General features: G+C 43.4%; 20 protein-coding genes and 1 tRNA gene. 19 read left to right on the forward strand and 2 right to left on the reverse strand.

All coding sequences use genetic code 11. The features are described 5' to 3' along the window. The first annotated feature begins 254 nt into the window (after positions 1 to 254). The 13 genes from cydA (at position 255) to L3V35_RS14640 (ending at position 11,591) form a co-directional block, all read left to right on the forward strand. Complete coding sequence (gene cydA / locus L3V35_RS14580) at positions 255 to 1,841, forward strand: cytochrome ubiquinol oxidase subunit I (RefSeq protein WP_004736475.1); 1,587 nt, start codon at positions 255 to 257, stop codon at positions 1,839 to 1,841. A 13-nt stretch (positions 1,842 to 1,854) separates the two neighbouring features. Then, positions 1,855 to 2,991: a cytochrome d ubiquinol oxidase subunit II gene (gene cydB / locus L3V35_RS14585; protein WP_054547301.1), complete on the forward strand. Its 1,137-nt coding sequence runs from the start codon at positions 1,855 to 1,857 to the stop codon at positions 2,989 to 2,991. Positions 2,992 to 3,022: 31 nt separating this feature from the next. Then, on the forward strand, positions 3,023 to 3,130 hold the full coding sequence (gene cydX / locus L3V35_RS14590; RefSeq protein ID WP_000270284.1) for a cytochrome bd-I oxidase subunit CydX: 108 nt from the start codon (positions 3,023 to 3,025) through the stop codon (positions 3,128 to 3,130). Further along, positions 3,123 to 3,425, forward strand: a complete 303-nt coding sequence (gene ybgE / locus L3V35_RS14595; protein ID WP_017055065.1) for a cyd operon protein YbgE — start codon at positions 3,123 to 3,125, stop codon at positions 3,423 to 3,425. Before cydX ends, ybgE begins: the two co-directional genes overlap by 8 nt. 172 nt (positions 3,426 to 3,597) lie before the next feature. Beyond that, positions 3,598 to 4,035 carry a tol-pal system-associated acyl-CoA thioesterase gene (gene ybgC, locus L3V35_RS14600; RefSeq protein WP_017078182.1) on the forward strand — a complete coding sequence of 146 codons (438 nt, stop codon included), beginning with the start codon at positions 3,598 to 3,600 and terminating at the stop codon, positions 4,033 to 4,035. Next, positions 4,025 to 4,708 (forward strand): protein TolQ, encoded by a 684-nt coding sequence (gene tolQ / locus L3V35_RS14605; protein ID WP_004736480.1) that lies wholly within the window; start codon positions 4,025 to 4,027, stop codon positions 4,706 to 4,708. The genes ybgC and tolQ overlap by 11 nt, the downstream gene beginning before the upstream one ends. A gap of 3 nt (positions 4,709 to 4,711) precedes the next feature. Beyond that, positions 4,712 to 5,155, forward strand: coding sequence for a protein TolR (tolR, locus tag L3V35_RS14610; RefSeq protein WP_004736481.1), 444 nt, complete (start codon positions 4,712 to 4,714; stop codon positions 5,153 to 5,155). A 13-nt stretch (positions 5,156 to 5,168) separates the two neighbouring features. Continuing rightward, positions 5,169 to 6,236 carry a cell envelope integrity protein TolA gene (tolA, locus tag L3V35_RS14615; protein WP_017089570.1) on the forward strand — a complete coding sequence of 356 codons (1,068 nt, stop codon included), beginning with the start codon at positions 5,169 to 5,171 and terminating at the stop codon, positions 6,234 to 6,236. A gap of 12 nt (positions 6,237 to 6,248) precedes the next feature. Continuing rightward, the gene (tolB, locus tag L3V35_RS14620) at positions 6,249 to 7,601 is read left to right on the forward strand and encodes a Tol-Pal system beta propeller repeat protein TolB (RefSeq protein WP_237300151.1); all 1,353 of its coding nucleotides are present in this window, start codon (positions 6,249 to 6,251) and stop codon (positions 7,599 to 7,601) included. Between the two features lie 111 nt (positions 7,602 to 7,712). After that, the gene (gene pal / locus L3V35_RS14625) at positions 7,713 to 8,255 is read left to right on the forward strand and encodes a peptidoglycan-associated lipoprotein Pal (RefSeq protein ID WP_004736484.1); all 543 of its coding nucleotides are present in this window, start codon (positions 7,713 to 7,715) and stop codon (positions 8,253 to 8,255) included. 33 nt (positions 8,256 to 8,288) lie between these two features. Beyond that, positions 8,289 to 9,077 (forward strand): tol-pal system protein YbgF, encoded by a 789-nt coding sequence (ybgF, locus tag L3V35_RS14630; RefSeq protein WP_004736487.1) that lies wholly within the window; start codon positions 8,289 to 8,291, stop codon positions 9,075 to 9,077. Between the two features lie 210 nt (positions 9,078 to 9,287). After that, positions 9,288 to 10,349: a quinolinate synthase NadA gene (gene nadA, locus L3V35_RS14635; protein WP_171310810.1), complete on the forward strand. Its 1,062-nt coding sequence runs from the start codon at positions 9,288 to 9,290 to the stop codon at positions 10,347 to 10,349. Between the two features lie 210 nt (positions 10,350 to 10,559). Then, a complete protein-coding gene (locus L3V35_RS14640; protein WP_237300152.1) occupies positions 10,560 to 11,591 on the forward strand; it encodes a potassium channel family protein in 1,032 nt (343 codons plus the stop codon). A gap of 77 nt (positions 11,592 to 11,668) precedes the next feature. Here L3V35_RS14640 and L3V35_RS14645 read toward each other — a convergent pair whose 3' ends face one another. Next, positions 11,669 to 12,238, reverse strand: a complete 570-nt coding sequence (locus L3V35_RS14645; RefSeq protein WP_017083925.1) for a UPF0149 family protein — start codon at positions 12,236 to 12,238, stop codon at positions 11,669 to 11,671. A 171-nt stretch (positions 12,239 to 12,409) separates the two neighbouring features. Between L3V35_RS14645 and L3V35_RS14650 the strand changes: the two genes are divergently transcribed. The 6 genes from L3V35_RS14650 to L3V35_RS14675 all read left to right on the forward strand — a co-directional run bounded on the left by L3V35_RS14650 (position 12,410) and on the right by L3V35_RS14675 (position 19,958). Further along, positions 12,410 to 14,863, forward strand: a complete 2,454-nt coding sequence (locus L3V35_RS14650) for a hybrid sensor histidine kinase/response regulator (RefSeq protein WP_065204887.1) — start codon at positions 12,410 to 12,412, stop codon at positions 14,861 to 14,863. 248 nt (positions 14,864 to 15,111) lie between these two features. Beyond that, positions 15,112 to 15,561: an L-alanine exporter AlaE gene (locus tag L3V35_RS14655; protein ID WP_065204886.1), complete on the forward strand. Its 450-nt coding sequence runs from the start codon at positions 15,112 to 15,114 to the stop codon at positions 15,559 to 15,561. Between the two features lie 180 nt (positions 15,562 to 15,741). Next, positions 15,742 to 15,832: transfer RNA gene (locus L3V35_RS14660), tRNA-Ser, on the forward strand. A 253-nt stretch (positions 15,833 to 16,085) separates the two neighbouring features. Then, positions 16,086 to 17,300 carry a sodium/glutamate symporter gene (gene gltS / locus L3V35_RS14665; RefSeq protein ID WP_017083923.1) on the forward strand — a complete coding sequence of 405 codons (1,215 nt, stop codon included), beginning with the start codon at positions 16,086 to 16,088 and terminating at the stop codon, positions 17,298 to 17,300. Between the two features lie 252 nt (positions 17,301 to 17,552). Then, positions 17,553 to 18,479, forward strand: coding sequence for a LysR family transcriptional regulator (locus L3V35_RS14670; protein WP_054547307.1), 927 nt, complete (start codon positions 17,553 to 17,555; stop codon positions 18,477 to 18,479). 225 nt (positions 18,480 to 18,704) lie between these two features. Next, positions 18,705 to 19,958: a D-amino acid dehydrogenase gene (locus L3V35_RS14675; protein ID WP_237300153.1), complete on the forward strand. Its 1,254-nt coding sequence runs from the start codon at positions 18,705 to 18,707 to the stop codon at positions 19,956 to 19,958. A gap of 140 nt (positions 19,959 to 20,098) precedes the next feature. Here the strand turns inward: L3V35_RS14675 and L3V35_RS14680 are convergent, their stop codons facing one another. Next, on the reverse strand, positions 20,099 to 20,878 hold the full coding sequence (locus tag L3V35_RS14680) for a transporter substrate-binding domain-containing protein (RefSeq protein ID WP_237300154.1): 780 nt from the start codon (positions 20,876 to 20,878) through the stop codon (positions 20,099 to 20,101). Between the last annotated feature and the right edge of the window lie 411 nt (positions 20,879 to 21,289).

Raw genomic sequence — 21,289 nt, forward strand, 5'->3', positions numbered from 1 at the left:
ATAACTCTAATTTGCTTGAATAAAATTGATACAAATCAACGCAGACTTCTCCTATAAACCTTTTGAAACATACTGATTTTACCAGTAATATTAGCGCCAGCTATATTAGCTCATGCTTAACAATAATCTAACTATAACGGTACGTTTTTGCTACAAATTTCAATTTGTAATAACAATTACATAAATTGTTTTAACATGGATTTTTGCGGTGAATAATCACACAAGTGTCATTCAGCCGACACAAAGGAGTTACCATGATTGATGTTGTTGATCTGTCGCGATTGCAGTTTGCATTTACAGCGATGTATCACTTCCTATTTGTTCCACTGACCTTAGGTATGGCATTTCTTCTTGCCATTATGGAGTCAGTATATGTAATGACGGGCAAACAAATTTACAAGGACATGACCAAGTTCTGGGGTAAATTGTTTGGTATTAACTTTGCTCTTGGTGTAGCGACAGGCTTAACCATGGAGTTTCAGTTTGGTACAAACTGGTCTTACTATTCTCACTACGTTGGAGACATCTTCGGTGCTCCGCTAGCTATTGAAGCGCTTGTTGCATTCTTCCTAGAGTCTACTTTTGTTGGTCTTTTCTTCTTCGGTTGGGACAGATTGTCGAAGCGTCAGCACTTAGCGGTAACGTGGTTAGTAGCACTTGGCTCTAACTTCTCAGCGCTTTGGATCTTGGTAGCGAACGGCTGGATGCAAAACCCAGTGGGTGCGGAATTTAACTTTGAAACCATGCGTATGGAAATGGTGAGCTTCGCTGAAGTTGTACTAAATCCAGTAGCGCAAGTTAAATTCGTACACACAGTGGCGTCTGGTTACACAACGGGTGCAATGTTCATCCTTGGTATCAGCTCATACTACATTCTTAAAGGTCGTGACCTTGCCTTTGCTCGTCGCTCTTTTGCGATTGCAGCATCTTTCGGTATGGCGGCGATCCTGTCAGTAATCGTACTAGGTGATGAATCTGGCTACGAGCTTGGTGAAGTTCAAAAAGTGAAGCTCGCTGCGGTAGAAGCAGAGTGGCATACTGAAGAAGCACCAGCCGCATTTACTGTTTTTGGTATTCCAAACCAAGAAACAATGAATACTGACTACGCAATTAAAATCCCATACGTAATGGGCATCATTGCAACGCGTTCGCTTGATACTGAAGTAACGGGCCTACGTGACCTACGTGATGATCACGTTGATCGTATCCGCACTGGTATGTACGCATACGAGCTGCTTGAAAAGCTACGTTCAGGCGACAAGTCTGAAGAAAACATCGCAGCGTTCGACGAAGTGAAAGGTGACCTAGGTTACGGTCTGCTTCTTAAGCGCTACACAGATGACGTTGTTGATGCAACAGAAGATCAAATCCAAATGGCTGCGGATGATTCTATCCCAACAGTTTGGCCTCTATTCTGGTCATTCCGTCTGATGGTTGCTTGTGGCTTCATCATGCTGTTTGTATTCGGTGCGGCGTTTGTTCAAACGTGTCGTCAGAAGATCGAACAGAAACCATGGGTACTTAAAGCGGCGCTATTCTCAATCCCGCTACCTTGGATTGCGATTGAAGCAGGTTGGTTCGTTGCTGAGTTTGGTCGTCAGCCATGGGCGGTTGGTGAAATCCTACCGGTTAACGTGGCAGCATCAGCACTGACTATTGAACAGCTTTGGACTTCTCTATTTGCGATTCTTGCACTGTACACAGTGTTCTTGATTGCTGAAGTTTACCTAATGCTGAAATTCGCACGTAAAGGTCCAAGTAGCTTAAAGACAGGCCGTTACCACTTCGAACAAAACGATAACTCTGTTGAAGACAAAGTTAGCCGTTCAGTCGAAGTATAAGTGAGGGAATATTATGTTTGATTACGAAAGCTTACGACTTATTTGGTGGGTATTGATCGGTGTTCTACTGGTTGGTTTCGCCGTAACTGATGGCTTCGATATGGGTGTTGCAGCCCTTTCTCCTGTTATCGGTAAGAGCGACACTGAACGTCGTATTATGCTAAACACGATTGCCCCTCACTGGGATGGCAACCAAGTTTGGCTTATCACTGCTGGTGGTGCATTGTTTGCTGCATGGCCACTGGTTTACGCGACGTCTTTCTCTGGTTTCTACTTCGCAATGTACGCGACGTTAGCAGCGCTTTGGCTACGTCCACTTGCTCTTGATTACCGCTCTAAGATTGAAGATCCAAAATGGCGTAAAACTTGGGACTACGCACTTTGCTTTAGTGGCACAGTACCACCAATCATTTTCGGTGTGGCATTTGGTAACCTACTACAAGGTGTACCATTTGATCTGAACGAATTTATGATGTCTAAGTACCATGGTACGTTCTTTGCTCTGCTTAACCCATTTGCATTGCTTTGTGGTGTGTTGGCTCTGATGTTGTTCGTGATGCAAGGTGCAACATGGCTTCAAATGAAGACAACAGAAGAACTGCACAGCCGCGCTCGTAACGTTGCTCAGATCACTGGCCTAATTGCTATTGCTCTGTTCGTTATCGGTGGCTTCTGGGTTCAGTCTATTGAAGGCTATGTAATCACAAGCACGATGGACACGTTTGCTGATTCAAACCCACTAAACAAAGAAGTATCACTTCAAGTTGGTGCTTGGATGACAAACTTCGAAACGTATCCAGCAATGTGGGCTGCGCCGATCCTTGGTGTCGCAATGCCACTGCTTGCTGTGATTGCATCTCGCTTTGAGCGTGGTGGTTTCGCATTCTTGTTCTCAAGCCTATCTAACGCTGGTGTTATTTTAACGGCTGGTTTTGCAATGTTCCCATTCGTAATGCCATCAAGCCTGAACCCTAGCCATAGTTTGACTATGTGGGATTCAACAGCGAGTGAGTTAACGCTTGGTCTTATGACCGGAGTTGCGGCGGTAATGGTTCCTGTGATTCTTGGCTACACAACTTGGACATACTACAAAATGTTCGGTCGTCTAGATAAGAAACATATCGAAGATAACGACGTTTCAGCTTACTAAGCTAGAAGTTAAATAACTTAGGAGAAATTTTATGTGGTATTTCGCATGGATTTTGGGTGTACTTCTAGCATGTGCATTCGGCATCATCAATGCTCTATGGTTAGAGCATTCAGAAATGATGGATAAAGACAGTGAGTAATCTCGCGGAGCAAATCGCTAAACTGCATCAACCAATGGATAAGACTCTGTTAAGAGCTTTATCCCTCGTATTGGGTTTCATGCATGTTGGTTTAGTGATGTGGGATCCTGAAGCGTATGCGACAAGCATCGGTGGCTTTAACGCGATCATCGGGCCAATGTTTATTTGGGCAGTGTGCTCAAGCATGGTTTACGGTATCGGGTTTAAGCCTAGAGCTTGGATGTGGCAGCTACTGTTTAGCCCATACGTTTCACTCACAATTTTGCTCTACCTAACGGTGTTGCGCCTTTTATAAAAGGCAGAAGATTTAGGTTCATAACGACGTGAACCTTTATACTTGTTGGGTTTTTAGTCAAAAAGAGGTCATCTTATACAGATGGCCTTTTTTTTCGTCTATTAAATCAAAAAATTCACAGCGATATACTATTAATGATAAGGAGTTAGGTTATAGTGAGATCTTTATCGTTTTGGATTGTGGTATCAAATTGCAGGGAATATCTAAGCCATTTACGTGGCCAGTGACAGTGTATTACGAAGACACCGATGCAGGTGGTGTTGTATACCATTCAAACTATCTTAAGTTTTTCGAACGCGCTCGAACTGAGATGTTGCGCTCAATTGGCGTCTCTCAGCAAGTCTTGTTAGAACAAAATATCGGTTTTGTAGTCCGACATATGGACATTGATTTTATTCAAGGTGCGCGACTTGATGATTCTTTACAAGTCATTACAAATATTTACGAGTTGAAGCGAGCTACCTTGGTCTTCTGTCAAGAGATCGTAAATCCTGATGGCAAGGCATTGTGTAAAGCAATGGTTAAGGTAGCATGTATCGATAATCAAAAAATGAAACCCAAAGCAATGCCAACATTTATTCTCACGGAGCTAACGAATAGTGACTGCTGAAATCTCAATCTTAGGCCTAATTTTAGAAGCTAGCTTACTAGTTAAGATGGTCATGCTGATTCTTATGGGCATGTCTGTTGTTTCTTGGGCAATGATCATAAAAAGAAGTAAAGTATTATCTCAAGCTTCTAAACAAACTGACGTATTTGAAGATAAGTTCTGGTCAGGCGTTGATCTCGCAAAACTGTACCAAGAGAGCAATAAGCGCAAAGACGAGCTTTCTGGTACTGAAGAAATTTTCTACGCAGGCTTTACTGAGTTTGCTCGCCTTCGTAAATCGAATGCAACATCTCCTGACTTCATTATGGAAGGCACTGGCCGTGCAATGCGCGTAGCGGTTGCCCGTGAAGTAGACGAGCTAGAAACCAACTTACCTTTCTTAGCAACCGTTGGTTCTATCAGTCCATACATCGGCCTATTTGGTACGGTTTGGGGCATCATGCACTCATTCATCGCATTAGGTGAAGTGAAGCAAGCGACATTAGCAATGGTTGCTCCTGGTATTGCAGAGGCGCTGATCGCGACAGCAATGGGCCTATTCGCGGCGATTCCAGCTGTAATGGCTTACAACCGCTTTAGCAGTCGAGTCGGTAAGCTAGAGCACAACTATGCGACTTTCTCTGAAGAGTTCCACAGTATTCTTCACCGTCAAGCGATGGCTGGCAGGGAATAATAGATGGCCGGATACCAACCTAAAAAACGCAAAATGACAGCAGAGATTAACGTTGTACCTTACATCGACGTTATGCTTGTTTTGCTGATTATTTTTATGGTGACTTCGCCATTCGTTACTCAAGGCGTAGACGTTGAATTGCCTAAGGCTTCAACGGCTCAGTCTGCACAAGATCTATTGGGTGACGACAATGCGAGCTTTATTATCGTTGAAGTGAACAAAGACGGTGAGCTTGGTTTGAGTGTGAACAACGAAGAAGTACAGCGTGGTTTATCAATGGAAGACATTATCGTTCGAGTGAAAGCCGAGCTGTCTCTTAAGCCAAACTCTCCAGTGGCGGTTGGTGGTGATGCCGCAACGCCTTACGCTGAAGTGGTTTTATTACTTGATGAATTAAGCCGTGCAGGTGTGCCAAAGGTTGGCCTATTAACGGATATAAGGGAATAGCTCCGTAGCATTCATGAAAGCGAATAATAAGAAATCCAATAATTTTAGATCACCGCTTCTTATCTCTCTTGGGCTGCACGTCATCTTATTCGTTGCGCTTATTTGGGGGGCGGATTTCACAATGTCGGAACCAAAGCCTACTGGGCAGATGGTTCAAGCCGTGGTGATTGATCCGCAGTTGGTTCGCCAACAAGCTCAACAGATTCGCCAACAAAGAGAAGCAGCGAGTAAGAAAGAGCAAGAGCGTCTAGACAAACTAAGACGTGAAAGCGAACGACTTGAAAAAAATCGTAAAGCTGAAGAAGAGAACATTCGAAAGCTGAAAGAAAAGCAGGCTAAAGAAGCGAAAGCCGCTCGCGAAGCGGAAAAGCGTCGAGTTGAGAATGAAAAACAACGTAAAGTTGAAGAGGCTCGTTTAAAGCAAGAACAAAAGAAAGCCGCTAAAGCAGAAGCTGATCGTAAATTGAAAGAAGCAGCGGTTGTGAAAGCGGAAAAAGAGCGCAAAGCCAAAGAAGTGGCGATAGCTAAAGCTGAACAAGAACGCGTGGCAAAAGAAAAGGCCGCGAAAGAAGCTGCAGATAAAGCTCGTAAAGAAAAAGAAGCCGCTGAACGTGCTGAAAAGCAACGTATAGCGAAAGAGAAAGAAGCGGCAGCCGCAGCGGAAAAAGCGCGTAAAGCAAAAGAAGCTGCAGCAAAAGCTGAAAAAGAGCGTAAACAGCAAGAAGCAGCATTGAACGACATCTTTGCTGGACTGGAGACTGAATCGACTCAAAACTCTTCAGCAAGACAACAGTTTATTAGTGATGAAGCACAGCGTTACGGCGCTATTTATACCCAACTGATTCAGCAGAACCTGTTGTTAGAAGACAGCTATAGAGGACGCTCATGTCGAGTGAACCTTAAGCTGATTCCAACGGGCTCTAACGCAATATTGGGTAGCTTAAGTATCTTAGATGGCGATAGCCGTTTATGTGCAGCAACCAAACGCGCAGTGGCACAGGTGCAATCTTATCCGTTGCCTAAAGACCCAGACATTGTGAAATCACTGAAAGACATTAACTTAACTGTATCACCAGAGTAAAAGGACGAACTTGTGTTAAAAAAACTATTACTGAGTTTTGTTTTTGTAATAGCGACAAGCAGCCAGTTTGCACACGCGGCACTGGAGCTGGTTATTACAGACGGTATTAACTCTGCAAGACCTATCGCTATTGTCCCTTTCCGCTGGGAAGGCGCAGAGCCATTGCCACACGATGTATCAGCGGTTATTGCTTCTGACTTACAACGCAGTGGTAAATTCAGCCCAGTTGCAACAAGCAAAATGCCCCAGACGCCTTACAGCGAAAGTGAGGTGGATTTTGATGCTTGGACTAACTTAGGCGTTGATTCATTACTTACTGGCAGCATTACTAAAAATGCTGAAGGCCAATATGTAGTCAACTATCAACTGATCGACATTGTTCGTGGTCAACTGACCAAAGGACAAAGCCGTGCACTAAGCGATGAAGGCCAATTAGTACTTTCTAAAGATCACGTGTTGTTCAACAAAAAGGCAACAGTTCCGGGCAAACGTTTGAGAGAATACGCACACCGTATTTCTGATTTAGTGTATGAAGAACTGACTGGCGAGAAAGGCGCGTTCTTAACACGTATCTCTTATGTGGTAGTGAACGACAAAGATAAATACCCATACCAGCTTCGTGTTGCTGACTATGATGGGTTTAACGAGCGCTTGGTGCTTCGTTCTAAGCAACCTCTAATGTCACCGGCATGGTCACCAGACGGCAAAAAGCTTGCTTATGTGAGTTTCCAAAATGGCCAAGCTGAAATATTCATCATGAATATTTACACGGGTGAGCGTGAGAAAGTAACGTCATACCCTCGTCATAATGGTGCGCCAAGATTCTCGCCAGATGGTAAGACATTGGCATTGGTATTGTCGAAAACAGGCAGCCTTCAGGTGTACACTCTTGACCTTGCTAGCCGTAAGCTGACTCAAATTACTCGTGGCCGTTCTAATAACACGGAACCATTCTGGCACCCAGATGGCAAGTCTCTTATTTTCACATCGGATCGTGGTGGTAAACCACAGATTTATAATGTAAATTTGTCCAATAATTCGACTTCTCGTATTACTTGGCAAGGTAGCCAAAACTTAGGTGGCCAGATCACCCCTGACGGACGATTCCTGATTATGGTCAATCGTAGCAACTCAGGTTTTAACTTGGCTAAGCAAGATTTGGAAACCGGTGCGGTTCAGGTGCTAACAAAGACATTGTTAGATGAATCTCCAAGTATTGCACCGAATGGAGGTATGGTTATCTATAGCTCTATTTACAACAAAACTAACGTACTATCGATGGTTTCTATCGATGGCCGTTTTAAAGCTAGATTACCGGCAACCAACGGACGTGTAAGAGCGCCTGCATGGTCACCGTTCCTCTAGTTGAAGTGATAAATTCTTTTAGCTATTGATAGTGTTAACTATTGTGGCAATTAACTATCTATAGCACTTAGTCGCTGTAGAAACTAAGTTTGATAACGTAAGGAAAAAAAGATGCAACTTAACAAAGTTCTTAAAGGCTTGATGATTGCACTACCAGTGATGGCAGTAACGGCATGTAGCTCAACTGATGAAGCAACATCTGCAACTTCAGGTACTGAAAGCAACCAAACAACTTCAGGTTCAGAAGGCAACGTAGACACAACTGTTGTAACGCCAATTGATGCTAACGCTCAACTGTCTGAGCAAGAGCTTAAAGAGCAAGCGCTACGCGAAACTCAAACAATCTACTTTGCATTCGATAACTCTACTATCGCTGGCGACTACGAAGAAATTCTAGCAGCTCACGCAGCTTACCTAAGCAACAACGTTGACATGAACGTTACTATCGAAGGTCACGCTGACGAACGCGGTACTCCTGAGTACAACATCGCACTTGGCGAGCGTCGTGCACAAGCTGTAGCGAAATACCTACAAGCTCTAGGTGTTCAAGCAGACCAAATCTCTATCGTAAGCTACGGTGAAGAGAAGCCACTTCTTCTAGGTCAATCTGAAGATGTGTACGCTAAAAACCGTCGCGCAGTACTAGTTTACTAATCTTAGTAGACTATATAATTGAGGAATTGCCTCATGTTCAGTAACACAAAGCGAGTCATTTTGCTTTCGTTACTGGCAAGTGCAGCGAACACTACGTTCGCTGCACCAGCTCCAGTATCCGATCTCAATAGCACCGCAACCAATTCATCATCTTCCTCTCGAGCAGCGTCTGCATCTAACGAATCAGATATTGAGCGTTTAGAGCGACTGCTTCAAAATCGCAATCTCGTTCAGCTTCAAATGCAACAGCAAATCGACGACATGGCACTGGAGATCAGTGAACTTCGTGGTGAGCTGGAACGAAACAGCTACGATATGAAGCAAATGCTAGAGCGCCAACGTGAACTGTTCATTGAACTGGATCGTGTGAGAGGCGAGGTGAAAGCAGCAGGAACGGCAACGGTAGCAGTAGCGGCGAGCGAAGGCTCTAAAGACGCTTCTGGTACGTTCAGTACTGATGTGGATGAGCAAACCGCTTATCAAAATGCTGTAGATATGATTCTAAAGCAACGAGACTACACGGGTGCTATCGCAGCATTTCAAAAGTTTCAAAAAGACTTCCCAGATTCAACCTTCACACCTAACTCACACTACTGGTTAGGTCAGCTTTATTTTGCTAAGAAGCAAGATAAAGAAGCCGTGAAGAGCTTTGCCGCTGTTGTGTCATACAAAGACTCAAATAAGCGAGCAGATGCGCTGGTTAAGCTTGGTGACATAGCTGCACGCAACAACAACGCGGCGCAAGCTAAGAAATATTACCAACAAGTCGTTACCGAGTACCCAAACAGTGCTTCGGCTAAAGTGGCTAAAACCCACTTGTAAAACAAAATAGGGGTGCTCAGGTACCTCTTTTTTATACCTGATCACTCCCGTTTAGTGTCTACTTATCTTCTTTATGCTGCCAACACATCGCCTTGTTTATGCGTTTTAAGTATTAGCTAGTCACTACTTGCAACCAATCCTTTTTGATCCTCATCGCTGTCCTGTGTAGAATACTCTAATCCTCGGAAGAAGTTGCGTAGAGCAAGAGCAATGAGTCATATACTAGATAAAATCGATACAGTTTACCCGTTTCCGCCTAAGCCAGTTCCATTGAGCGACGCTCAGAAACAGGCCCACATCGCAAACATCAAAAAACTACTTCAAGAAAAAGATGCAGTTCTAATTGCACACTACTACACCGATCCTGAAATTCAGGCTCTGGCAGAAGAAACTGGTGGTTTCGTTGGCGATTCATTAGAAATGGCTAAGTTTGGTAACCGTCATTCAGCAAGCACTTTGATTATCGCTGGTGTTCGTTTTATGGGTGAATCTGCAAAGATCCTTACCCCTGAAAAACGCATCCTAATGCCAACACTAGAAGCCGAATGTTCTCTTGATCTTGGCTGTCCTGCAGACAAATTTACAGAATTTTGTGATGCTCACCCTGACCACACCGTGGTTGTATACGCGAATACCTCTGCGGCTGTTAAGGCCCGTGCAGACTGGGTAGTTACGTCGAGTATCGCTCTAGAAATCGTTGAAAGCCTAGACGCTGAAGGCAAACCGATTATTTGGGGCCCAGATCGTCACTTAGGTTCTTACATTGCAAATCAAACTGGCGCTGACATGTTGCTTTGGCAAGGTGAGTGTATCGTTCATGATGAATTCTCAGCTGATGCTTTGAAGAAAATGAAATCGGTCTACCCAGAAGCGGCTATTTTGGTTCACCCAGAATCACCAGCAAGCGTGGTTGAACTGGCTGATGCTGTAGGCTCAACAAGTCAACTGATCAAGAAGGCGAAAGAGCTTCCTCATCCACAGATGATTGTCGCGACAGACAAAGGTATCTTCTTTAAGATGCAGCAATTGGTTCCTGAAAAAGAGCTGATTGAAGCGCCGACTGCGGGTGCTGGTGCAACTTGTCGCAGCTGCGCACATTGTCCTTGGATGGCTATGAATGGCCTTGAAGCGATTGAAAATGCACTTGAGCATGGTGGTGAGCAACACGAAATCTTCGTTTCTGACGAACTACGTGTTAAGTCTCTTATCCCACTGAACCGCATGCTAGATTTCGCTGAACAGCTTAACCTACAGGTTAAAGGCAACGCTTAATTTCGTTGTCGTGATGATATAAGCAGTCCAGCTTAATCACTGTTCTGCTTTACCATCAAGAGAAAAACCAGCCGAGTGCTGGTTTTTTTGTATCTGAATATTGGCTATCGATATCAATGTTGTTCTTATGTATCTTTTTCTGATGATATATCTTGTTGATATCGCGTATTTTTTCTAGCATGTAAGTAAGAGATTAAGATTGGGGCTCGAATGATAATCTGGTTACAACTCAAACGCTGGATCAAAGCAAACATCTTTGTTTTGAATGGCAAAAACTTACTGTTTACGTTTCTAGGCTACATATTCTTGTCGTGGTCGATGCTGTATTTGGCGGGTGAAACAGATTTAACCAACTCAATCACAACATTTGCCTATTATCTGGTCGTGACAGCGTCAACCGTTGGTTACGGAGATCTGTCACCGACAACGGATGCAGGTCGATGGATTGTAATCCTATTTGTTATTCCCGGTGGGCTGAGCCTTTTCGCAGCTTTGCTCGGTAAGGTTGCAACCGAAGGTGTTGAATATTGGCGAGCAGGCTTGCTAGGAAAAAGGAGAGTTAGAGTGGACAACCACATTTTGATGCTGGGATGGAATGAACAAAGAACTATTCACCTCATCCGCATGCTGCAACACGAAGAAACGGGTAAGCGACCAATCGTATTATGTACTCGTTCAGATATCGAAAACCCGTTACCCGGCGAAATCAATTTCGTCAAAGTAAACAGCTACACAGATGGCAAAGAGATGGAGAAAACGGGTATTGAGTCTGCGAGTTGCATCCTGATTGATAACCCGGAAGACGACATTACCCTGTCTGCAGCACTTTACTGTGCTAACCGAAATCCGAAAGCTCACTTACTGGTTTATTTTAAAGATGAAGCGTTGAGCGACCTGCTACACAAACATTGTCCAAACTCTGAATGTATTCCGGCTGTGGGTGCAGAGATGCTAGCAAAGGCTGCGGTAGACCCAGGTTCAAGTGCGCTTCATCAAGAGCTATTGAGCTCAACAAGAGGTATGACACAATATTCAACGTATTTCCCTGAAGATGCTGAGCCTGTCACCGTCGCGCCTATTTTCTCTGTGTTTAAAGAGAAGTACAAAGCAACGCTGATCGCGATTGATACGGGGAGTGGTATTGAACTTAACCCAGAACTAGACCAAATTGTCAGCAGCGGCACTAAACTATTTTATATCGCCGACGAGCGAATTGATGACTTCGATTGGAAAGGCTTCTAGAGCTACTATTTTAATCTCGTCCAAAAACGAAAAAAGGCCTCATTGTGAGGCCTTTTGGGTCAGTATAAAGCTAACTTTTATTGAGCTTCAGCCAGTGCAATACCACGCTGCGTTAATCCGCAAAGCATTACAGGAACAGCGTTAAAGATCTCTTCAAATTGCTCTAGGCCTTCGATGCCTTGCTCTGCAAGTGTTGCAATTGACGTTTCTGGATCGTAAAGCATGCTCAGTGAAAGTAACACGCCGCCCACGAGTGCGTTGTCTTCGCTCTCTTCAGGCATCAGTGTTTCCCAGTCATCACGGGCGATCTGCCAGCCTTGAAGTAAGCCTTCACAGAAATCACGAGCAGCGGTGTTCACCACTTCTGCATCATCTAATTGGCACGCTTCAGGCCAAACCCAAGTACCTTCGATTAGCTCAGGACGTGTTTTATTCCAAAGCGTGATGATAACTTCAATGTAGCTTTCAAGTTGCTCACCGTCTGTAAATGGAGCAACTTCTTCGCCACCCCAAAGGAACGGTAGCCACTCATGCGGCGTTAACACATTAGGCGCCGCTGCCATTGCAGTGACAAATCCCATGGTTTTGTGTTCTGTGATTAGCTTTCCTTCCAACTCTGGAAGCGCAAGAATATCTTGTAAAGTCAAAGTGAGGTACCGTAAAAGGGAACATATTTGCGCTTATAGTACCAATGAACTTGTGCCAATCAAGCTTCAATCTAAAAAGGCTTGATGTCATGGATGATAAACACTAGGTTTAACAGAAAAGAAAACAATAAAAGAATTATGCAGATACGGTCGTCTTTAAAGAAAAAAAGTATGGTAGCGCTTGGGTTATACCTTGCGATGTTTATTGCCATTGTCGGTAGTGTGACGTATTACGTCGTAGAATCCCCTGTGCGCGCCAAATTACAACAAAACCTCGACTTGCGTACACAACTTTTATCCGCATTGATTACAGAGCCACTCAGCAGCTCTCAAGGCTTTGTAGATAGTCTAGTTGGCTTTGCTCAAGCACATCACAACACTGATGATGTTATTCCGCTCTTTAAGTCGATGTTGGCGGCGAGCGACGATACGATCGTCAGTGCCGGAATTTGGCCTGAACCTTATGCGCTTGACTCTAAAAAGCGTCTTAACAGCCACTTTTTCAATAAAGCCGACGATGGAAAAATTGATCAGCTGTTTTCTTACAACAATCCTAAAAATGTTCCTTATCAAGAAGAGTATTGGTACACCTCTGTAGTCAACAAAAAACAAGGAACCATCTCTTGGAGCGATGTGTATATCGACCCATACACACACGTTCGAATGATTACTGCTTCATCGCCTTATTATTACGACGGCATTTTTGCTGGCGTTGCGACGGTGGATCTCTCACTTGAAGAGTTGCTAGGCTTTATCAAGAACCACGCCGAAGAATACAATCTTGGCATTATGCTCAGAGATAAACTCAATCAAGTGTTGGTTTCGCATAACTTCAATCTCGTTGAAGGGATCTACATCAGTAGCAATCAATTTGGTGATTTCGGTTGGCAAGTGGATGTGGTTAATTCTAAGTCACGTGTAGCAGACGAAGTATTTCGTCAGGTAATGAGTATTGAGGGCGGTATTGTTCCGCTATTACTACTTTGTGTGATGGCGGGTTACTACTTATTGAACCGTTATTTGATTAGCCCAATTACAACTATTGCCGCACAGGTAGATAGCTCGAAAGCAGGCGAAATCATCGATGTTGACTACTCAAGTGATGACGAAATCGGTCATTTGATTAAAACCTTCAACGAAAAGACCATTTATCTTGAAGCGGAAAAGGTTAAAGCTCAGGCATCCACCAATGCAAAAACCGCTTTCCTTGCGACCCTGTCACATGAAATTCGTACCCCTATGAATGGGGTATTGGGTACTGCTCAGATCCTATTAAAAACGCCTCTAAATTCTGAACAAGAGAAGCATCTCAAGAGTTTGTATGAGTCCGGTGATCACATGATGACCTTACTCAACGAGATCTTAGACTTTTCGAAGATCGAGCAGGGAAGGCTGGATCTTGATGAGACTCGCTTCCCACTCGATTCGATCATCGGCAGTATCAACAGTGTCTACTACACACTCTCTTCCGAGAAAGGGCTGCAATTCAAAGTGTACTCTGAGGTGCCTTCTGGTCGTTGGTACTTCTCAGATAAAGCACGTCTACGACAAATCTTGTTTAATCTATTGAACAACGCGGTGAAGTTTACTTCCAGAGGCTTTGTCGAGGTGTACCTGAAAGAAGTCGTAGAGGGGAGTGACACCTATCTTAGTATTCGAGTTCGCGACACCGGAATTGGTATCTCTAAAGAAGCTCAAAAGCGTATTTTTAAACCATTTGAACAAGCGGAGTCTTCGACCACAAGACGTTTTGGCGGTACAGGCCTTGGCTTAGCGATTGTGAAGAAAATTGCGCAATTGATGGATGGCAGTATTACCGTTACCAGTGAAGAAGGGATAGGCACGAGCTTTGATGTTCGATTGAAGATTCAGCCATGTCAGCCTGGTGAGATAGAGAGTTTGCCACATAAGAAGTTGGACTACTCAGGCTTAAAAGTATTGATTGTCGAGGATAACCGAACGAATACGGTGATCATTGAAACCTTCATGAGCAGCAAAGGTTTCACTTGTAAGAGCGTCGAAAATGGTGAACTTGCAATACAAGCAGTGGTTGCCGAGCGCTTTGATTTGGTACTCATGGATAACCATATGCCTGTGATGGATGGCGTTGAATCAACCACTGCGATTCGTGCTTTGATAGGTGATGTGTCATCGGTACTGGTATTTGGTTGTACGGCTGATGTCTTTAAAGAGACTCGCGAACGTATGCTCGGGGCGGGTGTGGACTACATTATAGCTAAGCCGATTGATGAGCGTGAACTGGATGACGCGTTGTTCCGCTATTCAAATAAGCTTTACCAATACCATGAAGTAAAAGCGGATGCTCTCGAAAGCCAAGATGTAAAAAAACACGACTCGAAAAGTAAAAGTGAGTCACTGCCTAAACCTGATCTGCGAAATAAAGATAACACCGAAGAGCTGTTAGTGACGCTGTATGTGGCGCTAGAAGACAACAACCTAGAACTGATTCAATTTGCACTAGAGAGCCTGCGTGTCCACGTTGAACCTATGAACAACGCTGAACTTACTGAACAAGTCGATAATGCGCTAGAGCAGGTTTCTTTAGGAGCACCACCTACACAAGATGTCATCAATATCATTACTGTAAATTTACCTATGGCCTAGATGTTGTTTAATTACAGAAAGTAAATAACGAATTGTATATTATTTGACCTTGGTGTGATTTTTTGGTGAAAGTGACTGCTTTTTAAGTAGTTTTTGGTCGTTAATTTACAACTTGATTTCTAATTTGAAATGTATGACTGCTAATCTTATGGTTTAATAGCGACATTATCTGGCAGGGTGTAAATATACCTTGTTTATATGTTGCTAATTCACTCAATAGGCAGTGATATATTTTAGGTTTAACGTCAATGAAGTCTCGTGGTCCATTTTGTATTCGAAACGCAGCTGCGGATACATTTGCTATGGTCGTTTTCTGTTTTATTTCAGGCATGATTGTAGAAGTGTTTATTTCTGGTATGACATTTGAGCAGTCTCTCGCTTCTCGAACGTTATCTATCCCAGTAAACATTGCTATCGCTTGGCCTTATGGTGTTTTTCGTGATTGGTTCTTGCGTAATGGTGCAAAGCTTTCACAAAGTTCGTTGATGAAGAATATTTCTGACCTTTTAGCTTACGTGTTGTTCCAGTCACCTGTGTATGCCGGTATTTTATTGGCGGTTGGTGCTTCAAGCGACCAGATCTTTACGGCTGTAACCAGTAACGCTGTGATCTCATGTGGTATGGGCGTGCTGTACGGTTACTTCTTAGATATGTGCCGTAAATGGTTTCGAGTTCCGGGCTACTATCAACAAGCATAAGAAAAGCAACAAGCGTAAGTGCAGCTAAAGAATGAAATTTGGTTTGTTTTTGATCTAATGAGTTAATTTGTAATCGAACAAACTGAAAAAGGCACTTTTTTTGACAATGCCCCTTGACCAAAGCAAGCAGAATCAATAAAGTAGCGCCTCGTTGAGTGACAAGCTTAACACACAATTTGTGGAAGGATGGCTGAGTGGCTTAAGGCGCTCGCCTGGAAAGCGAGTATACGTTTATAGCGTATCTGGGGTTCAAATCCCCATCCTTCCACCACTATTCAAAACCCTAGCAGAAATGCTGGGGTTTTCTCGTTTTAGAGCCCCTATATTTCACGTCATCTGCATCCATCCCTAGTATCAGTTCCTTTAATCATTTCTTTATAGTTATTTCCTCTATTAATGCCGTCGCAGATTGAACCATATTTGGTGTTTTTATCATCGATAAACGCTTGATCTTTTGGCATGAATCTAGATTATTAATAGTACGAAATATTATTAATAATCTACTATTAGGAATCCATTACCCCATGACAGAAACCCTAGTTTCTCCAATGCTCTCTTTTACTATCGCGATTTCGTTACTGTTTATCGGTAAAGGTTTGATTGAACGATCTGAAGTATTAAGAAAGTATTCACTACCAGAACCTGTGATTGGTGGCTTTGTTTGTGCTGCGACCGTAGCGGCGCTTTACTATATTTTTGAAATCCAAATCACCTTTAGCCTAGATGTCAGAGACTTTTTGCTTCTCTACTTTTTTGCTGGTATCGGACTCCAAGCGGATATTAAGACACTGATTAAGGGGGGGCGACCGTTGTTCATTCTATTGTTTCTTGCTGCCGTCTTTATCGTTCTGCAAAACGTGGTCGGGATGGCTGTAGCTTCTGGCTTTGGAATGGATCCTAAAGCTGGTTTGTTATCGGGCTCTGTTAGCTTAATCGGTGGCGTAGGTACAACGTTAGCGTGGGCGCCAATGTTTGTGGAAGAGTTTGGTATTGCTAACGCGCTAGAGCTAGGTGTTGCGTCAAATACGGTTGGTTTGATAGCGGCGTGTGTGATTGGTGGCCCAATTGCCAACTACCTACTAAACAAGCACAAAGTGAGTCCATCCAATGAAGAAGAAGTGACAGTTGGTGCGTACCAAGAAAGTGAAACTCGCACTGAATTGAGCCATTACGGTGTCTTGTGGGCGTGGTTGATTCTCAACTTAACATTGATGCTCGGTTACAGTCTGAGCGAAGTTATCGATTCGATGGGCTTAAAACTCCCGTTATTCGTAAGCTGCCTAATTGCCGGTATCCTCATTGGAAATATTGGTCGAGCATTGTTCAAGAAGCGCCGTACACAAGAGAAAATTGCCCAAGGCCGCAAAGGCTTAGCGATGATCTCTGACATCTGTTTGGGTATGTTCTTGACCATGGCCTTGATGGGGCTGCGTATCTGGGATCTCGATGGACTGTTTGGCTATATTTCTGTTGTCATGAGTATCCAGATCCTGCTTTCGCTTCTGTTTACGATATTTGTCGTTTATTACTTGATGGGAAGAAACTACGATTCTGTGGTGATATGTTCAGGCTTCGGTGGTATCACCCTTGGCTCGACAGCAACTGCGATTGTTAACATGACCGCGGTAACTCACCGCTATGGCGCAAGCCCACAAGCGTTCATTGTGGTGCCATTAGTGTGTGGTTTCTTTGTTGATTTGATCAACGCGCTAGTGATCAGTTTCTTTGTTGGTATGTAGGTGACGTGACTGGTTATTGACAGCTTGAGATTAACATCGAGATAATGACTACAAAGGCGATAACGAAAGTTGTCGCCTTTGTATTATTTACAGCAAACTAAATAATATGAATATTCCTTCAACCTTTGGCTTGGCAGTGACTCGGTGCACAAGTTAGTAAGTGCAAACACGATCTTGATAAATTGGGATACATGTTCGCAGCAAATTTGTGAGACGCTTAATTAAGTGTCAGTTGAATCAAAAGGAAGTTGAATGCACCACTTTAATATCCGCGCGCTGGAATACCTTAATGCTTTATCGAAATATGGGTCGTTACGTAAGGCATCTAAGATGATGAACGTTGACCCTGCCGCGATGAGTAGAATGCTGACACAGTTAGAAGCGCAAGCGGAAATGAAAGTATGGGAGCGCAACAACCGCCAATCACTGTTAACTGAAGCGGGCAATGAACTGCTGAATTACTACCGTTCCATTGTTCGTGGAGAGGCCGCAGTGCTTGCTCGACTAACCAAGCTTAAAAACCTCAAAGGAGGCAATGTCAGCATTGCCATCGGTGAAGGGTTTATTACCAACTTGGTGTCAAAGCCGATGCAAACCTTCATGACTCGTTATCCTGATATCAATCTTTCTATTGAGATTGCGGGTGCATTGGACGCCGTAAAAATGTTGGAAGATCAACAGATCGATTTCGCGATTACCTATGCTTCTGCACCGCACCCCAAACTACACTCACACGTTGAACGTAGCCATCCGCTCGAATTGATTGCTCCGAAAGGGCATTTCCTTACGATGAAAAAATCGCCTGTGGTAATGCAAGATATTCAAGACGCTTCTCTCGCCTTAATCGATAATTCGACCGGCATGGGGAGGCTGGTAAAGCAGGCCGAACAAATTTCCCATCTTACCTTGCAGCCAAAGCTTCAAACCAATTCGGTAACCGCACTGACTAACTTTGTTTCAGCAGGGCTGGGCGTAACCTTTATGCCCAAACTCACCGTGATCGATGAGATAAAGTCCGGACAGATTGAAGTGGTTGCGACCGAGTTGGATATCTTATCGAAGGCAACCGTTAAGGTTCAATCTTTGAAAGGCCGCGCACTCACGCTACAGGCCGAAACCTTGTTAGATTTCTTACTTGAAAACGCCACTTTCTTGAGTCATGACGCTTACAATATCTAGGCATAGTAGATTTATGTAACGATCCCTCCTAAGCTCCCAAATACCGCCAATGTCACAGTTCCAAACTGCCGAATTCGTTTTTAAGTAGAATTGAGTTTTTGTCAACGCGATCTCTATTGTTAAGTCAACATATGCGGAATAAGTTACAAAGCATTAACGAAACGAGTTTTAGACTGTCAGCTGTGTTCGACAGGTTTTAGCTTTGTCAGGTATTAGGGGAAGAGAATGGAAGTTATTGTAATTGGCAGCGGTGTTATTGGGTTGACTAGTGCTTGGTACCTGGCGAAAGAAGGTCACTCGGTGACGGTTATCGATCGTCAAGATAGCAGTGGTAAGGAAACCAGTTTTGCGAATGCTGGCCAAATCTCTTACGGCTACTCCTCCCCATGGGCCGCCCCCGGTATCCCTTTAAAAGCGATGAAGTGGCTCACCCAAGAACATGCGCCATTAAAAGTGAAACCGTCACTTTCTCCTGAATTGGTTTCTTGGGCGTCTAAGATGCTCGCCAACTGCAATGAAGCCAAATACGCACAGAATAAATCGCGGATGTTGAGAGTCGCAAACTACAGCCGAGATTGTCTGACTGAGCTAAGAACCAGTGAGCAATTGGCTTATGAAGGTAGGCAGAAAGGGACGTTGCAAGTGTTTCGAAGCGAGAAGCAATTGGATTTCATTCAGCAAGATATGAAGCTGCTTAAAGAAAGTGGAATTGAGCACTCGTTGTTTGATGTTGAGCAGTGCCTATCCATCGAACCTGGTTTATCAGACGTGAAAGATAAGCTCGTAGGTGGCCTGTATTTACCACATGATGAAACCGGTGATTGCCATCAATTCTGTTTAACCTTAACTGAGAAAGCCAAGCAACTCGGTGTTAGGTTCGTGTTTGATACTGAAGTGGTCAAGCTCAATCATCAGAATCAAACCATTGAAAGTATTACCACGACTCAAGGTGACTTCAAAGCGGACGCTTACGTAGTCGCGTCTGGCAGTTATTCTCGTGATCTGTTGAAGCAAGTAGACCTGTCTATTCCTGTCTATCCAGTCAAAGGGTATTCGCTGACATTGCCTATCGTGAATGCTGATAAATCACCTACCTCTACCGTGATGGATGAAACCTACAAAGTGGCGATGACTCGTTTTGATGACCGCATTCGCATTGCGGGTACGGCAGAGCTTGCTGGTTTTGATTATCTCATTCCTGAAAAACGTAAAGCCACGATTGATATGGTGATCAAAGACCTCTTTCCTCAAGCCGGGGATTTTTCTAAGGCAGAGTATTGGACAGGACTAAGACCAATGACGCCAGATGGCACACCTATTATCGGAAAAACTCCAATCAAGAATTTGTTTACTAATACGGGGCACGGAACCTTGGGTTGGACGATGGCGTGTGGATCAGGAAAGATCTTGGCAGGCGTGGTCAGCGGCTCAAGTAGTGATATCAAAACAGATGACTTGAGTATTCATCGTTATCTATAAATGTACGTAGTTAATAATGTAGCCTCTACTCTGGCTCAATGACCCTAGATTAAGATCGTTTCGAGGGTCATTGTGTTGTTTTCGTAACTTTTCGATAGATTTAGGGCAAGTTAGGGCTCTATTGTCATTACCATTTATGTTTATGAGGCGAATTGAGATTGAAATGCTCCAAACTCGTCAGGCAACTCTGGATTGGTGAGGTTAATGATCTTACGGCTTTCTAGTCTAGTTGAGCTCACCACATTACCAAAATGCTGGTTAAACAGTGAATCAAACTCACCACTGAATATGAAATCTTGAAGCTTATCATCCAATAATTGCGCAAATTGCACTTTGTCTGGGTGTACATAAAAGACCAAAGGAAGAGGGTAATAAAGCAAGGTGCTTTCTTCTATCATTAGCCCTTCCAGCAAGCTTGCGTGTTCTTGGTATATACTTTCTACTTCATTGGCGCCGAGTGACACATAATCACATTTTTTATTTGAGAGAAGTTTAAGAACCTCTGGTAACGTTCCTTGCTCTAGTACTCGATATCCATTTGCTCTAAACAGCTCAGCGTCAGCCCATGTCGCCGGAACTCCAGCTGTCAGTGATTTCAATTGATCACTATGGATATGATGGAATGTAGGTTGATCTTGTTCCCGAACGACTAAAATACGGTGCCCAAGTAATCCTTTGCAAATTGGAGAGTTGAGCTTGATTAAAGGTTTGTTTGCAAATTTTTTGTTCCCTGCGACTGTAACGAGTACGTCATAATCCTTGTTGAATATATTCCCCTCATCCTCTGCTCTCGGAAAATCGGTCTTGTCGTCGTGAACGACAACAGATTCATTTGAATTCCAATTCAATAAGCTGCGGATCAATTCGAATTCGTAGTGCTGTCTTTTATTTGATTTATTGCCATTCCAAAAGTTAAACATATCTGTCCTAAGGGCTAACTCATATTTTAATCTTGATATGCTGTCATAGGTTTAACAATCAAGAAAGCGCTTTCTTGAATTTTTGAGAGGAGCATAGATAGTTGGAGATTATGAAAATGGAGAACGGTGATGAAAAGACTATTTGAGAAAGCGTACAAGCTGATAAATGACAAAGAAAATAGATGATCAGTATTCATGATGAGGTCACTTTGGTGCTTTATTTAATTTACTGTTTTATAAGGTTTTTATTGTTATATTGGTAATTAATGTGATGAATGGCACTGTTATATATATCCGCTCTCTGTCTGTTTTAAATTTGTGATCTATGGTTCGTTTCATTCAATTGTAAGTTGAAGAATCATAGAATCAGCTTATTATCCACCCAAAGAAAGCGGTTTCTTGAAATGAGTA

Origin of the sequence: Vibrio sp. L5-1 (assembly GCF_021728315.1) — a bacterium.
GTDB classification, from domain to species: domain Bacteria; phylum Pseudomonadota; class Gammaproteobacteria; order Enterobacterales; family Vibrionaceae; genus Vibrio; species Vibrio splendidus_K.

What these genes read in the sequence shown, in the direction of transcription:
- L3V35_RS14655 (WP_065204886.1), top strand. Translation starts at nt 15,112, where the DNA reads ATGAAGTCTCGTGGTCCATTTTGTATTCGAAACGCAGCTGCGGATACA.
- nadA (WP_171310810.1), top strand. Translation starts at nt 9,288, where the DNA reads ATGAGTCATATACTAGATAAAATCGATACAGTTTACCCGTTTCCGCCT.
- cydB (WP_054547301.1), top strand. Translation starts at nt 1,855, where the DNA reads ATGTTTGATTACGAAAGCTTACGACTTATTTGGTGGGTATTGATCGGT.
- L3V35_RS14675 (WP_237300153.1), top strand. Translation starts at nt 18,705, where the DNA reads ATGGAAGTTATTGTAATTGGCAGCGGTGTTATTGGGTTGACTAGTGCT.
- gltS (WP_017083923.1), top strand. Translation starts at nt 16,086, where the DNA reads ATGACAGAAACCCTAGTTTCTCCAATGCTCTCTTTTACTATCGCGATT.
- cydA (WP_004736475.1), top strand. Translation starts at nt 255, where the DNA reads ATGATTGATGTTGTTGATCTGTCGCGATTGCAGTTTGCATTTACAGCG.
- L3V35_RS14680 (WP_237300154.1), bottom strand. Translation starts at nt 20,878, where the DNA reads ATGTTTAACTTTTGGAATGGCAATAAATCAAATAAAAGACAGCACTAC.
- L3V35_RS14650 (WP_065204887.1), top strand. Translation starts at nt 12,410, where the DNA reads ATGGTAGCGCTTGGGTTATACCTTGCGATGTTTATTGCCATTGTCGGT.
- tolA (WP_017089570.1), top strand. Translation starts at nt 5,169, where the DNA reads ATGAAAGCGAATAATAAGAAATCCAATAATTTTAGATCACCGCTTCTT.
- L3V35_RS14670 (WP_054547307.1), top strand. Translation starts at nt 17,553, where the DNA reads ATGCACCACTTTAATATCCGCGCGCTGGAATACCTTAATGCTTTATCG.
- tolR (WP_004736481.1), top strand. Translation starts at nt 4,712, where the DNA reads ATGGCCGGATACCAACCTAAAAAACGCAAAATGACAGCAGAGATTAAC.
- cydX (WP_000270284.1), top strand. Translation starts at nt 3,023, where the DNA reads ATGTGGTATTTCGCATGGATTTTGGGTGTACTTCTAGCATGTGCATTC.
- pal (WP_004736484.1), top strand. Translation starts at nt 7,713, where the DNA reads ATGCAACTTAACAAAGTTCTTAAAGGCTTGATGATTGCACTACCAGTG.
- L3V35_RS14640 (WP_237300152.1), top strand. Translation starts at nt 10,560, where the DNA reads ATGATAATCTGGTTACAACTCAAACGCTGGATCAAAGCAAACATCTTT.
- ybgF (WP_004736487.1), top strand. Translation starts at nt 8,289, where the DNA reads ATGTTCAGTAACACAAAGCGAGTCATTTTGCTTTCGTTACTGGCAAGT.